Genomic DNA, 13,264 nt, shown 5'->3' with positions numbered 1-13,264 from the left:
GGCATCATAATCCTTCAACAAGAACCAGATTGGTCGATGCCGTGGCCTGTCGGATCGTTGCCAGTGCGATGTAGTCGGGGTCATCTTTCCAGGCTTTCGCTGCGGCAAGGTCCGGAAACTCCATCAGCACAATTCCACCTTCCGGCCAATCGCCTTCGATACGTTCGACCGGTTTGGAAGAAACGGTGAGCAAACGGCCGCCGTGGCGATCAAAGATCGGCATGAACCCCGCCAGATAATCCTGATACCCATCCGGGTCGTGGATGTCGATCTGCGCGATGAAATAGGCGGCCATGGCGTCCTCCGGATCAGAAATCAGAGGGCCATCTTACACCAGTGTCAGAAAAACAAAAAACGGCGGTTCCCAGGGAGGAGGAGGGAACCGCCGTCTTGTCAACATCAGAGCAGGGAGGAAGAGAGCCCTGATGTATACGAACCCGGGTTTGAGCCCGGTATGGGGAAGACGCGGCGACGTCAGGGAGGAGGACGACGTCGCCGCGCGCTTTCAACATCAAGGCAGGGAGGAGGAGAGCCTCGATGTATCACGTTCCGGCATCTTGAGGCCGGTATAGGGTGCGGCAACGTCAGGGAGGAGGAAAGACGTTGCCGCTGATTACAGACCCTAATGGGAGGAGGAAGGGCCTGATCTCGGTATCTCTGGTGCGCTTAACGCGCGGTGTTGTCTTCTGCCGCCTGCATTGCGACCCGGCGGATAATCGAACGGTGCAGGCCCAGGTCGGCCAGTTCGCGGTTCGACAGGCTGGACAGTTCATTCACAGTCTGACGGTACATGCGATAGCGTGCAAAGCGGGTCTTGGCGGTTTCGACCAGTGTGCTCAATCCGAACGCCGGTGCGCTCTTGGGGGCTGTATGTGTGCTTGCGATTGCCATTTTCATCATCCGTCTGTCTTGCGTTACCGATGTCATTCGGCGTTTGCTTGAGCCTGAAGATAGGCAAATGCTGCAATTGCACAATGGGTCACTTCATCAATGCTGCTATGCAGCAAATGCATAGATTGGTTTGGTTTTTCCCGACACAGAGATATACACCTTTAAAATATAGGTTTTACCATGGGGTGCCTTTGAAGGCCTGAAAAAGGCGCTGCTGTGGCCTGCCTTTGAATTGAGCGCATTCGGCGCGAATTTGTGCGACTTATATCGTGGACAGCCAGTGCCTGACGTTTCGGTGGATCCCTGGAATGACATTTAGCGAGGTGGCGACGTCTTGATGATTCCGGGTTTCTGGGGTGGAGCGGAACCCAAGCCCCGCTTCCTTGCTTGAGCTGGGTCAGCTTACGGGAATTTATGGGCGGTTCTGGTTTGAGCGGGGAATCGCGGCCTAAATCTCTAGTTTTTTTGAGTTACGATTCGATGTGACGACTGTCCGCAGCGAGCCAAAAAATCCAGCCTAAGCGAAAACTTCAGAAAAAACGGGAAAACGTGGGAAATTTTTTCCATCGAGCATTTGTCTATATATTGATGTTCAAAATTAAAATTTTCTATTTGTAGTGCCTTGGTGGCGAATCTTCCACATTTGGTCATGTCGAAGCCGTGTTTCATGCAACACGGTTGGAAAAATTCCTGTTGATTTCCATGAATTCCCATGGCATCCCTTGTACATCCGATGAGGACGAGGCAGCAGGGGCACCAAACGACCCCGAACCAAAAATACTAATCAGGTTTCATACAGGCATCTCGCTTTCATCAACCAAGAGATCCGGCGCGCGGGCGAGCAGACATCCCCCCAGGTGGCGCGTGCAGCTGGACATCCCGCAAAGCGGGTCAATGCGGCGGGTTGATCAGTGGCAGCAGATCAACTCGCCGTTTTTCATCGGGGGGAACGTGAATTTTGAGGTGGGGCGCAAGCGAAAGGGACAGTCGTCTTGGCGCGCAGGTTTAGAGGTGAAAGCCACCATAAGGTGGATACGAAGGGCAGGGTCTCGATCCCGGCCTCGTTTCGCCGTGTGCTTGAAGCGTCCGATCCCAACTGGCAGCCCGGTGACAATCCAGAGCTTGTGATCGTCTACGGCGACCACCGCCGCAAATACCTTGAATGTTATACGATGCAGGCGATTGACGAGGTTGACGCCAAAATCGACGCTCTGCCACGTGGGTCGATGGAGCGTAAGATGCTGCAACGCATGTTCCACGGTCAGTCCTTCCCGACAAACGTGGATGAAACCGGACGTCTGGTCTTGCCTGCCAAGCTGCGCAACAAGATTGACCTTGAGAATGAGGCCTTCTTTATCGCCGCGGGTGACACCTTCCAGATCTGGAAGCCCGAAACCTACAATGTTGAAGAACTGGCCAAGGCTGAAGAGTGGATGGACGATCTGCCCGACGATTTTGACCCGATGGTCTACCTCGATGGCATCGGGGACGCGTGACGGCATGTCCGGCGCTGTCCCTCCCTCCGATAAACCCCATATCCCTGTTCTGCTGCGCCCACTGCTGGCCGCAGTGTCTCCGGTATCGGGTGTTTGGCTGGATGGCACCTTTGGGGCAGGCGGATATACGCGCGGGTTGCTGGATGCAGGGGCAGACAAGGTGATTGGCGTCGACCGTGATCCGCTGGCCTTTGAAATGGCCGCTGATTGGGCAGGAGAGTATGGCGACCGGTTGGTGATGCAGCCCGGTGTGTTCTCGCGGATGGACGAATACGCGCAGGATCTGGATGGTGTGGTGCTGGATCTTGGTGTGTCTTCGATGCAGCTGGATCAGGCCGAGCGTGGGTTTTCTTTCATGAAAGACGGCCCCTTGGACATGCGCATGAGTCAGGAAGGCGAAAGCGCCGCCGATCTGGTGAATGAGGCGACCGAGGCGCAATTGGCGGATATTCTGTTCCATTTCGGTGAGGAACGCGCGAGCCGTCGGATCGCCAAGGCCATCGTGAAGGCGCGAAGCGAAGAACCAATCACTACGACCCTGCGTTTGGCCGAGATCATCGAGTCCTGCCTGCCGCGCCCCAAGCCCGGGCAATCGCACCCGGCGACACGCAGCTTTCAAGGGCTGCGGATCGCGGTCAATGCCGAATATGAAGAGCTGTTTCAGGGATTGATGGCCGCGGAAAGGGCATTAAAGCCTGGCGGGCAACTGGCCGTTGTGACCTTCCATTCCATCGAGGATCGGATGGTCAAGCGGTTCTTTCAATCCCGCGCGGGTAAGACAGGGCGTGCGAACCGTTACGCGCCTGAAATCGAGCAGGATCAGCCGCAATTCACGCTGAAGACCCGTAAGGCCGTAGGCCCGGATGAGCTGGAATTGCAGGAAAACCCGCGTGCGCGCTCGGCCAAACTGCGCGTGGCAATCCGAACTGAGGCACCGGCAGGGGAAATTGAGGCCCGCGCCATAGGGATGCCGCAACTGGGGGGAAGGGCAAAATGAAGAGTATTTTGTATGTGTTGACCGCTCTGTCCGTTTTTGGATTGGCGCTGTGGGCCTATCAGGAAAACTACCGCACCCAGCAGGTGGTTAAAGAAACGCAGAAACTCCAGCGCGAGATTGGCATGGCACAGGTTCGGCTGGCCGTTTTGAACGCGGAATGGGCCTATCTGAACCGTCCTGACCGACTGCGCGAATTGGCAGATTTGAACTTTGAGCGTCTGGGACTGTTGCCGCTGCGGGCGGAGCAGTTTGGGCGTGCCGATCAGATTGCCTATGCCGAAGACCCCGATCTGCCCATCGTTGATCCGATTGAGTTGCAGGCCATCACTGACATTAAGGCGTTGGGCGAGGTGCAGATTCCATGACACGCACGCCTCTGCGCCCCCTGGCCCGAATTCTTGATGCTCGCGCCCGAGGTGAAAATCCAAAGGCGATTGAACGGGAAAACATCCGCAAACGCCACGAGGATATGAAAGACCGCGCCCGCGCCCGCGCCGAAGGGCGCCTGTTGGTGCTGGGCTTCTTCTTCTTCTGCGCTTTCTCGGTTGTTGGTGCCCGCATGGGTATGCTGGCCACGTCCGAGGCGCAGGAGCCAGTAGCAAGTGCGCCGGGTGCGACCATTGCCATGCAGCGCGCCAATATCGTTGACCGCGAAGGGCGCATCCTGGCAACAAATCTGGACACCTATTCGGTATACGCGCAGCCGCCCCTGATGATCGACCCGATTGCCGCCGCAGATCAGTTGGTGGCAATCTTCCCGGATCTGGACAAAGAGCGTCTGGTCAAGGACTTCACGGGCAAGCGTAAGTTTCTGTGGATTAAAAAACGCATCTCACCCGAACAGAAGCAAGCCGTACACGACATCGGCGATCCGGGCATTCTGTTTGGCCCACGCGAAATGCGCCTTTATCCCAACGGCAAGCTTGCCGCGCATATTCTGGGCGGGTCCGGCTTTGGTCGTGAGGGCGTCAGTGCCGCCGAAGTAATTGGTGTTGCAGGTGTCGAGAAACAGTTCGACGACTATCTGCGTGACCCGGCCAACGGCAACAAGCCGCTGCAATTGTCGCTGGACCTGACCATTCAGGCGGCTGTGGAACAGGTGCTCTATGGCGGTATGAAGATCATGAACGCCAAGGGGGCCTCGGCCGTTCTGATGAACGCACACACGGGTGAGGTTGTCTCAGCCGCGTCGCTGCCCTCGTTTGATCCAAATGACCGCCCGCGCCCGCCGACCTCGGGGTTTGATCCATCAGACAGCCCACTGTTCAACCGCTATGTACAAGGTGTCTATGAACTGGGCTCGGTCTTCAAGATTTTCACTGCAGCGCAGGCCGTGCAACTGGGGCTTGTGAATTCCAATACCATCATCGACACGTCGGGCCCTATGAAGATCGGTCGTTTTCCGATCGGAGAGTTCAACGGCAAGAATTACGGCAAGATCAGCGTTGCGGACGTGATCGTACACAGCTCGAACCGGGGTACGGGCCGTTTGGCGTTGCAGATCGGTGCGCAGCGACAGCAGGATTTCCTGAACACGTTGGGCATGTTCGATCCAACACCGTTTGAAATTGTCGAGGCCAAAGGTGGCGTACCGCTCAAGCCCAAAAAATGGGGTGAACTGAGCACTGTAACCATTTCCTACGGTCATGGTCTGTCGACCAGCCCGATGCATCTGGCGGCCGGTTATGCGGCCATTGCCAATGGCGGGCATTATGTCAGCCCGACCATTCTGCGGAAAAACGGCCCGCAATACGGCCCTCGGGTCATGTCGGAAAACACCGCAAGCCAGGCCCAGAAAATGTTGCGTAAAGTGGTGACAGACGGCACCGCCAGCTTTGCTGAGGTCAAAGGCTATGACGTGGCTGGCAAAACCGGCACAGCGGACAAGCCAAAGCCGCGTGGCGGGTATTACGATGACAAGGTCATAGCGACCTTCGCGACGATCTTTCCGGCCTATGATCCGAAATACGTTCTGATCGTCACATTGGACGAACCTTCGATCCTGGCATATGGCGAAAAGCGCCGCACTGCGGGCTGGACCGCCGTGCCTGTTGCCGCCGAACTTATTGGTCGCGTCGCACCCTTGCTGGGCCTGCGTCCTCGGCTTGAGCCTGAGGCGGGCGCTGCTATAACGCTGACCTCAAACTAGGCTGTCCGGCAAGAGGTGGGTCATGGGCACAAGGACAAAGAAACTCAACCAACTGGCCCTGACCGCGCGCGGGGGCGCAAACCCCGACATCACAGGTTTGGCTGTTGACAGCCGTGAAGTGAAAGACGGCTTCCTGTTCGCGGCCCTTCCCGGCACGCGGGTGCATGGAGGGGAGTTCACCCAATACGCCCTTCGAATGGGAGCATCCGCGATCCTGACAGATGCCGAAGGGGCCCAGATCGCCGAAGCCGAGCTTTCTGAATCAGGCGCGGCACTTATTGTGGTCGAAGACCCGCGTCAGGCGCTGGCCGGTGCAGCCGCGTTGTGGTTTGGAGCACAACCGCAGACCATCGTCGCCGTCACCGGTACCAACGGCAAAACATCTGTTGCCACCTTTGTGCGCCAGATCTGGACTGAGCTGGGCCACGCCGCTGTCAACCTCGGTACGACCGGGGTCGAGGGTGCATGGACCGCACCGCTGGCCCACACCACCCCTGAACCAATCACCCTGCATCGCTGTCTGGCAGAGGCAGCTGAAAATAGTGTGACCCATGCCGCGATGGAAGCATCGTCCCACGGCCTGGAGCAACGCCGCCTGGATGGCGTGCACCTGACAGCCGCAGGGTTTTCAAACTTCACTCAGGACCATCTGGACTATCACGAAACCTTCGAGGCGTATTTTGCCGCCAAGGCTGGGCTGTTCGACCGCGTGTTGCCGCAAGACGGTACAGCGGTGATCAATCTGAGTGACCCTAAGGGCGCGCAGGTCCAGCGGATCGCAAAGTCGCGAGGCCAATCGGTGCTGACCGTTGGTCTTGGCGATGCCGATTTATGCCTAATCAATCAGCGGTTTGACGCCACAGGACAGGACCTGCGCTTTTCCTGGCGAGGCCGAACTTTCCAGACGCGTCTGAATCTGATCGGCGGGTTTCAGGCTGAAAATATCTTGCTGGCCTGCGGATTGGTCATCGCCGCCGGCGACAGCCCTGAGCGGGTTTTTGAAACTCTGCCGCATCTGACGACGGTACGGGGACGGATGCAACTGGCCGCAACACGCGACAACGGCGCAACGGTTTTTGTGGACTACGCGCATACGCCCGATGCGGTGGCTACTGCCCTCAAAGCGCTGCGCCCGCACGTGATGGGGCGTCTGATCGCCATCGTTGGAGCAGGCGGTGATCGCGACGCCACGAAACGCCCTCTGATGGGCAAGGCGGCGGCGAACCATGCTGATTTGGTGTTTATCACCGACGACAACCCACGCAGCGAAGACCCGGCCACTATCCGTGCGGCCGTCATGGCAGGTGCGCTTGAGGCCGCAGGTCAGGCCAGTGTGACCGAAGTCGGCGACCGTGCCGAAGCCATCCTGCGTGGCATCGACGCGCTGCAACCGGGCGATGCGCTGCTGATTGCTGGCAAGGGACACGAAACCGGCCAGATCGTCGGGGATCAGGTTCTGCCTTTTGATGACGTTGAACAGGCCAGTATTTCTGTGGCCGCGCTTGACGGGAGGGTTGCATGACACTCTGGACAGCATCCGAGGCCGTTGAAGCGACAGGCGGTCAGGTCACGCGTGACTGGATCGCAAATGGTGTATCGATCGACACTCGCACCCTTCAGCCCGGCGATCTGTTCGTGGCGCTTAAAGCCGCGCGGGACGGTCATGATTTTGTCGCGCAGGCGTTGGAAAAAGGCGCCGGGGCTGCGCTGGTTTCTCACATTCCCGAAGGTGTCCCCGAAGGGGCACCGTTGCTGGTCGTTGACGACGTGCAGGCAGGTCTCGAAGCCTTGGGGCAGGCGGCCCGTGCGCGAACGGATGCGCGCATAGTGGGTGTCACGGGCAGCGTCGGCAAGACCTCGACCAAAGAAATGCTGGCGAAAATTCTTGAAGCCCAAGGCAAGACCCATGCCAGCGTGGCCAGCTACAACAACCATTGGGGTGTACCGCTGACTTTGGCGCGGATGCCGCGCGATACTGAGTATGCCGTGATTGAGATCGGCATGAACCACCCGGGCGAGATTGCCCCTCTGGCCAAACAGGCCCGTCCGCACGTGGCGTTGGTCACGACTGTCGCGGCGGTGCATCTGGAAGCTTTTGCTTCGGTCGCAGGCATCGCCCATGAAAAAGCGGCGATCTTCGAAGGGTTGGAGCCCGGCGGGGCCGCGATTGTCAATGCAGACATCGAGCACGCTGAAATTCTGCGTCAAAGTGCACGGGACTGCGGGGCGGGGATCGTCGATTTTGGCCGCAAGGCTTCGGATTATCGTTTGACCGATGTGCAGCAAGCGTCCAACGCCGTGAACGCTCAGGCCACTGTTGGTGATCAACTCATCCGCTTTGAGATCAACTCTGCCGGCACCCATTTTGCCATGAACGCGCTTGGGGCTCTGGCGGCCTGCGTGGAGCTGGGTGTCGATCTGGATCAGGCGGTCGCGGGACTGCGAGCGTGGTCGCCGGTCAAGGGGCGCGGCGTACGCGAAAACTTGCCGTTGTCTGGTGGTGGCCAAATCGAACTATTGGACGACAGCTACAACGCCAATCCGACCTCGATGGAGGCCGCGCTGGACGTGTTGGCCGCCTCGCAAGGTACCCGCCGCATCGCGTTTTTGGGCGACATGAAGGAACTGGGCTCGCAGGAAGTGGCGATGCACGCCGAAATGGCGAATGTTGCAGCCATGGAGAAAATAAATCAGGTGCATTGCATCGGCCCCTTGATGCAAGCCCTGCACAAGGCGCTACCCGATGACAAGCGCGGGCTCTGGTTCGAAACCAGTGCTGAGATGGCCGAACACTTGCCCTCATTGATCTGCGATGGCGACACGGTGTTGGCAAAGGGCTCTCTCAGCATGGCGCTGGCTACGATTGTTGACGGTCTGCGCAAAATGGGGCAAGGGAGCGCGCTTGATGGGTGATCGCGCCCAGACGTCGCGTGTGAGAAAGGTATTGTCATGCTGTATTGGTTGACCGCCCTGTCGGACGGAGGGGATTTCTGGAACCTCTTCCGCTATATCACCTTCCGCGCGGGCGGTGCCTTTATGACGGCGCTGATCTTTGGGTTTCTGTTCGGAAAACCCCTGATCAATGTTCTGCGCAAGCGACAGGGCAAAGGTCAACCGATCCGCGATGACGGCCCCGAGGGACATTTTTCCAAGGCAGGCACGCCCACCATGGGTGGGTTGCTGATTGTAGGTGCCCTTGTGACGTCGACCCTGATCTGGGCACGGTGGGACAATCCCTATGTCTGGATGGTGTTGTTTGTGACTTTGGCCTATGCGGCCATCGGGTTCGCGGATGACTACGCCAAGGTGTCGAAGCAGAACACCAAGGGTGTTTCGGGCAAGATGCGTCTGGCGCTGGGCATTATCATTGCGGTTCTGGCCTCGCTCTGGGCATCTTTGCACCATCCCGAGGCGTTGCAGAACCAACTGGCGGTGCCAGTTTTCAAGGACACTCTGGTCAATCTTGGCCTGTTCTATATTCCGTTCGCGGTCGTTGTGATCGTTGGTGCTGCCAATGCAGTAAACCTGACAGACGGCCTGGATGGGCTGGCCATCATGCCCGCAATGATTGCCGCCACGACCCTTGGAATCATTGCCTATGCGGTCGGACGTGTGGACTTTACCGAGTATCTGGACGTGCACTACGTGCCCGGAACCGGTGAGATATTGATCTTTACGGCTGCTTTGTTCGGCGGCGGTTTGGGCTTTTTGTGGTACAACGCACCACCCGCGGCGGTCTTCATGGGTGACACCGGTTCATTGGCTCTAGGTGGTGCACTGGGTGCGATTGCCGTCGCCACCAAGCACGAGCTTGTTCTGGCCGTGGTTGGCGGTCTGTTCGTGGTCGAGGCGTTGAGCGTCATCATTCAGGTCCTCTACTTCAAACGCACCGGCAAGCGGGTTTTCCTCATGGCCCCAATCCATCACCACTATGAGAAAAAAGGCTGGGCTGAACCGACCATCGTCATCCGTTTCTGGATCATCTCGCTGATCCTGGCGATGATCGGACTGGCAACGCTGAAGGTACGGTGAGCAAACGTCGCATTGTGCTGTCAGGCTGTTCAGGAGGCGGTAAATCCACCCTCCTGCAAGAGATGGCGCGGCGCGGCTATGCGACTGTCATAGAATCCGGCCGCCGAGTCGTAATCGCGGAACAGCAGGTCGGTGGAACCGCCTTGCCCTGGTCAAATACCGAAGCGTTTTGCCGGAAAGTCATCGAGACGGCTTTCAACGACATGACCCAAGCCCCGGACGGTTTGGTTCTATTCGACCGATCGGCACTGGACGCCTTGATCTGGTTTGAGCGTACTGACACTGATCTGGACAAAGCCTTGAAAGATCGGATTGTCCGGCTTGACTATGACCGTCAGATTTTTCTGTTCCCGCCATGGCCTGAAATCTATGTGAAAGACAGTCAGCGTAAGCACGATCTGTTTGACGCTCTTGCGGAATATGAGGGTTTGTGCGACCGCTTGCCCAAACTTGGTTTCAAGACCACCCTTGTTCCAAAGCGGCCTGTCGAAGAACGGGCGGATTGGCTTGAGGCACAGCTAGACGAAGGAAATAAGACATGATCCCGGTCAAAGGCTTTTCAGGGCAGAAAGTTGCAGTTCTGGGGCTGGGCCGGTCGGGCTTGGCGACAGCACGCGCCTTGCGTGCTGGCAAGGCTGAGCCTGTGTGCTGGGACGACAACCCGGCAGCTCGTGAAACTGCCGAAGGCGAAGGGTTCACTTGCGCCGATCTGCATAAACACGGCGCGTTTGACGGCATTGCGTCGCTGATCGTCTCACCGGGGATTCCGCATCTTTATCCTGAACCGAACCCTGTGGTGGCCGCAGCTCTGGACGCTGGTGTGCCGGTGGACAACGATATCGGCCTGTTCTTCCGTTCCTTCGCGGGGTCGGAATGGAACAACTACGACACGCCGCCGCGCGTGATTGCGGTGACGGGATCGAACGGGAAATCCACCACAGCGGCGTTGATCCACCACATTCTGACCGAAGCCGGGCGCGAGGCGCAATTGGCAGGCAATATCGGGCGCGGGGTTCTGGATATCGATCCGGGTGGTGACGGTTCGGTCGTGGTGCTGGAACTCAGCAGCTATCAGACCGAGTTGGCCCGTGCGTTGACTCCCGACGTTGCTGTGTTCACCAACCTTTCGCCCGATCATCTGGACCGCCACGGCGGCATGGGCGGCTATTTCGCGGCCAAACGACGCCTGTTTGCCGAAGGCGGGCCAGACCGCGCAATCATTGGCATTGATGAGATCGAAGGTGCGTTTCTGGCCGGGCAACTGGCCGAAGGGCCAACGGATGACCGGGTGATCCGTATCTCGGTTGCGCGCAAACTGACAGGTCCGGGGTGGCAGGTGTTTGCTCGCAAAGGTTTCTTGTCGGAATACCGCAAGGGGCGTCAGGCAGGTTCCATCGACCTGCGCGCGATCAAAGGTCTGCCCGGTGCGCATAACCATCAAAACGCCTGCGCGGCCTACGCCGCCTGCCGGTCGCTGGGACTTGCCCCGCGCGTGATCGAGGATGCGCTGCAGTCCTATCCGGGCCTGCCGCACCGCAGCCAGATCATTGCCGAAGCGGGTGGGGTTACTTACGTCAACGATTCGAAGGCGACCAATATCGACAGTGCCTTGAAGGCGTTGAGCGCGTTCAAGAATATCCGCTGGATTTGCGGTGGACTTGAGAAAGAGGGCGGTATCGCAGCTCTGAACACGGCAGCGGATCAGGTGCGCAAAGCTTACGTGATCGGTCGCGAAGCGGCTGGTTTTGCGATGCAACTGGAAGCGGACGCCCTGGTTTGTACCACGATGGAGGCCGCCGTAGCGCAAGCTATCGAAGACGCGGAAGAGGGTGACACGGTGTTGTTGGCACCGGCGGCTGCCAGTTTCGATCAATATGACAATTTCGAGCGACGCGGCGATGACTTTACCGAACAAGTGCGTAAGCGGCTGACGTAAGGCGACGCTCTGCCGGTTGATCTGGACTTTTCCCAATCAGATTGACACTTTGTGGGAAGTAAGGTTGCGTCACCTTCAGTTCACAAAGAGGTAGAGGATATGTCTGCACGCAAAATTTTCTTCGCCCTTCCTGTCGTTGCGCTGGCCGGAGCCTGCGCCAATAGCGGGGCGAACTATGTCCCGATCATCGACGGGGCGGTAGGGCCTAATTATCAGTCCGATCTGGCCAATTGTCAGGCGCTGGCGCGATCTCAGCCGACGCTCGACAGCAACACTGCAGGCGCCGCTGCCATCGGCGCGGCCGGTGCTGCGGCAACCACTGCAATCATTGACAACAGCGCCAGTGATCTGGGTCGGGCAGCAGCAGCCGGTGCGCTGATCGGTGCTGGTGCAAGCGCGATCAACAACACTCAGAATCAGGAAGTGATCGTGCGAAACTGTATGCGCGGGCGCGGGTATAACGTCGTCGGTTAATCCTTGGCGGCAATGGCAACACCAGCGGCATGGCCTGACGACCATGCCCACTGGAAATTGTAGCCACCCAACCAGCCGGTGACATCCACCGCTTCGCCAATCGCGTAGAGGCCAGGGACATCCTTGGCCTCCATGGTTTTAGAAGACAAATCGTCGGTGTCGATCCCGCCCAGCGTGACTTCGGCTGTGCGATACCCTTCGGTTCCCGATGGCACCAGCAACCACTCGGATAAGGCTGTGGTCAGCTCAGAAAGTTTCGCATCTGACTGATCCGCAAGGTTCCCGGACATCGGAATGACCTTGCTCAGATAGTCTACCAACCGGGCCGGCAGATGGCGCGCCAGTTCGGTTGTTAAAGCCTTTCGCCCACCGCTCTGACGCTGTGTCCGCAACAGATCGAACAGCGGCAAATCGGGGATAAGGTTTACCCGGATCGCCTCTCCCTCGGACCAGTAGGATGATAACTGCAACACCGACGGCCCGCTAATCCCGCGATGCGTGAACAGCAGCGCCTCGTCAAAGCTGGTGCGGTCGTTCGACAGCCGAGCGGGCAGGGAAACACCGGACAAGTCCTTGAATCGACCATCCGAGAAGGTGAACGGTACCAGCGCGGCGCGCGTGTCGGTCACGCGCAAGCCGAATTGCCCGGCGATGTCATAGGCCAATCCGGTCGCACCCATTTTCGGGATCGACTTGCCGCCGGTGGCCAGCACCAGTTTGGCGCAGGTCAGGTGCTGACGCTGCCCGTCGTGTTCGACCTCCAGTGCAAACCCGCTTTCGGTCTTGCGCAGATCGCGCAGAGACGTTTGCACCCACAGCTCTGCTCCTGCATCGCGCATCTCGTCCAGCAGCATCTGTATGATCTGTTTCGATGACCCATCACAAAACAGCTGCCCCAGTGTTTTCTCGTGCCACGCGATGCCGTGCCGACCGACCAAATCGATGAAATCCCACTGGGTATAGCGCGCCAGTGCGGATTTGCAGAAATGCGGGTTCTGCGACAGAAAGTTACCCGGTCCTGCATACATGTTGGTGAAGTTGCAGCGCCCGCCGCCCGAAATGCGGATCTTTTCGCCCGCTGCCTTGGCGTGATCGATCACCAATACGCGCCCGCCGCAATGGGCTGCGCACATCATACCGGCCGCACCGGCCCCAAGGATGATCGTATCGAAGGTCATGGGCGGGGGATGGCGTTGTTTGGATAGGATAGCAAGTGGCAGAACAATCAATCGCTAAATTATTCTTAAGCTCCATCGTCTTTCCACTCTTGCCTGTGCGTGCCAACAGCT

The 13,264-nt window shown here is 58.3% G+C and carries 13 protein-coding genes; 10 read left to right on the top strand and 3 right to left on the bottom strand.

Features of this window, described 5'->3' with window-relative positions; genetic code table 11:
• Positions 1-4 precede the first annotated feature (4 nt).
• Both GOV85_RS04340 and GOV85_RS04335 read right to left on the bottom strand, forming a co-directional pair.
• Positions 5-295, bottom strand: coding sequence for a DUF1330 domain-containing protein (locus GOV85_RS04340; RefSeq protein WP_171175344.1), 291 nt, complete (start codon positions 293-295; stop codon positions 5-7).
• A 371-nt stretch (positions 296-666) separates the two neighbouring features.
• Positions 667-891, bottom strand: coding sequence for a DUF1127 domain-containing protein (locus GOV85_RS04335; RefSeq protein WP_171175342.1), 225 nt, complete (start codon positions 889-891; stop codon positions 667-669).
• A 992-nt stretch (positions 892-1,883) separates the two neighbouring features.
• Between GOV85_RS04335 and mraZ the strand changes: the two genes are divergently transcribed.
• The 10 genes from mraZ to GOV85_RS04285 all read left to right on the top strand — a co-directional run bounded on the left by mraZ (position 1,884) and on the right by GOV85_RS04285 (position 11,975).
• Positions 1,884-2,387 (top strand): division/cell wall cluster transcriptional repressor MraZ, encoded by a 504-nt coding sequence (gene mraZ / locus GOV85_RS04330; protein WP_171175340.1) that lies wholly within the window; start codon positions 1,884-1,886, stop codon positions 2,385-2,387.
• Between the two features lie 4 nt (positions 2,388-2,391).
• Positions 2,392-3,384, top strand: coding sequence for a 16S rRNA (cytosine(1402)-N(4))-methyltransferase RsmH (rsmH, locus tag GOV85_RS04325; protein WP_171176228.1), 993 nt, complete (start codon positions 2,392-2,394; stop codon positions 3,382-3,384).
• Positions 3,381-3,749 carry a cell division protein FtsL gene (locus GOV85_RS04320; protein ID WP_171175337.1) on the top strand — a complete coding sequence of 123 codons (369 nt, stop codon included), beginning with the start codon at positions 3,381-3,383 and terminating at the stop codon, positions 3,747-3,749. Before rsmH ends, GOV85_RS04320 begins: the two co-directional genes overlap by 4 nt.
• Complete coding sequence (locus tag GOV85_RS04315) at positions 3,746-5,533, top strand: penicillin-binding protein 2 (protein WP_171175334.1); 1,788 nt, start codon at positions 3,746-3,748, stop codon at positions 5,531-5,533. Before GOV85_RS04320 ends, GOV85_RS04315 begins: the two co-directional genes overlap by 4 nt.
• Positions 5,534-5,555: 22 nt before the next feature.
• Complete coding sequence (locus GOV85_RS04310; RefSeq protein WP_171175332.1) at positions 5,556-7,055, top strand: UDP-N-acetylmuramoyl-L-alanyl-D-glutamate--2,6-diaminopimelate ligase; 1,500 nt, start codon at positions 5,556-5,558, stop codon at positions 7,053-7,055.
• Positions 7,052-8,446 carry a UDP-N-acetylmuramoyl-tripeptide--D-alanyl-D-alanine ligase gene (gene murF / locus GOV85_RS04305; protein WP_171175330.1) on the top strand — a complete coding sequence of 465 codons (1,395 nt, stop codon included), beginning with the start codon at positions 7,052-7,054 and terminating at the stop codon, positions 8,444-8,446. Before GOV85_RS04310 ends, murF begins: the two co-directional genes overlap by 4 nt.
• A 36-nt stretch (positions 8,447-8,482) precedes the next feature.
• A complete protein-coding gene (gene mraY, locus GOV85_RS04300) occupies positions 8,483-9,565 on the top strand; it encodes a phospho-N-acetylmuramoyl-pentapeptide-transferase (protein WP_171175328.1) in 1,083 nt (360 codons plus the stop codon).
• Positions 9,562-10,107: an AAA family ATPase gene (locus tag GOV85_RS04295; protein ID WP_171175326.1), complete on the top strand. Its 546-nt coding sequence runs from the start codon at positions 9,562-9,564 to the stop codon at positions 10,105-10,107. Before mraY ends, GOV85_RS04295 begins: the two co-directional genes overlap by 4 nt.
• Positions 10,104-11,501, top strand: coding sequence for a UDP-N-acetylmuramoyl-L-alanine--D-glutamate ligase (gene murD, locus GOV85_RS04290; protein WP_171175324.1), 1,398 nt, complete (start codon positions 10,104-10,106; stop codon positions 11,499-11,501). The genes GOV85_RS04295 and murD overlap by 4 nt, the downstream gene beginning before the upstream one ends.
• A 99-nt stretch (positions 11,502-11,600) precedes the next feature.
• Positions 11,601-11,975, top strand: a complete 375-nt coding sequence (locus GOV85_RS04285) for a glycine zipper family protein (protein ID WP_171092324.1) — start codon at positions 11,601-11,603, stop codon at positions 11,973-11,975.
• Here GOV85_RS04285 and GOV85_RS04280 read toward each other — a convergent pair.
• The gene (locus GOV85_RS04280) at positions 11,972-13,153 is read right to left on the bottom strand and encodes an NAD(P)/FAD-dependent oxidoreductase (protein WP_171175322.1); all 1,182 of its coding nucleotides are present in this window, start codon (positions 13,151-13,153) and stop codon (positions 11,972-11,974) included. The genes GOV85_RS04285 and GOV85_RS04280 overlap by 4 nt on opposite strands.
• Between the last annotated feature and the right edge of the window lie 111 nt (positions 13,154-13,264).

This window comes from Ruegeria sp. HKCCA4633 (assembly GCF_013034605.1).
Classification (GTDB): Bacteria; Pseudomonadota; Alphaproteobacteria; order Rhodobacterales; family Rhodobacteraceae; genus Ruegeria.
Note: the sequence above shows the minus strand (reverse complement) of the source record. Positions and strands in the feature narration are given on the sequence as shown.

What these genes read in the sequence shown, in the direction of transcription:
- GOV85_RS04340 (WP_171175344.1), bottom strand. Translation starts at nt 295, where the DNA reads ATGGCCGCCTATTTCATCGCGCAGATCGACATCCACGACCCGGATGGG.
- GOV85_RS04335 (WP_171175342.1), bottom strand. Translation starts at nt 891, where the DNA reads ATGGCAATCGCAAGCACACATACAGCCCCCAAGAGCGCACCGGCGTTC.
- rsmH (WP_171176228.1), top strand. Translation starts at nt 2,392, where the DNA reads ATGTCCGGCGCTGTCCCTCCCTCCGATAAACCCCATATCCCTGTTCTG.
- GOV85_RS04320 (WP_171175337.1), top strand. Translation starts at nt 3,381, where the DNA reads ATGAAGAGTATTTTGTATGTGTTGACCGCTCTGTCCGTTTTTGGATTG.
- GOV85_RS04315 (WP_171175334.1), top strand. Translation starts at nt 3,746, where the DNA reads ATGACACGCACGCCTCTGCGCCCCCTGGCCCGAATTCTTGATGCTCGC.
- GOV85_RS04310 (WP_171175332.1), top strand. Translation starts at nt 5,556, where the DNA reads ATGGGCACAAGGACAAAGAAACTCAACCAACTGGCCCTGACCGCGCGC.
- murF (WP_171175330.1), top strand. Translation starts at nt 7,052, where the DNA reads ATGACACTCTGGACAGCATCCGAGGCCGTTGAAGCGACAGGCGGTCAG.
- mraY (WP_171175328.1), top strand. Translation starts at nt 8,483, where the DNA reads ATGCTGTATTGGTTGACCGCCCTGTCGGACGGAGGGGATTTCTGGAAC.
- murD (WP_171175324.1), top strand. Translation starts at nt 10,104, where the DNA reads ATGATCCCGGTCAAAGGCTTTTCAGGGCAGAAAGTTGCAGTTCTGGGG.
- GOV85_RS04285 (WP_171092324.1), top strand. Translation starts at nt 11,601, where the DNA reads ATGTCTGCACGCAAAATTTTCTTCGCCCTTCCTGTCGTTGCGCTGGCC.
- GOV85_RS04280 (WP_171175322.1), bottom strand. Translation starts at nt 13,153, where the DNA reads ATGACCTTCGATACGATCATCCTTGGGGCCGGTGCGGCCGGTATGATG.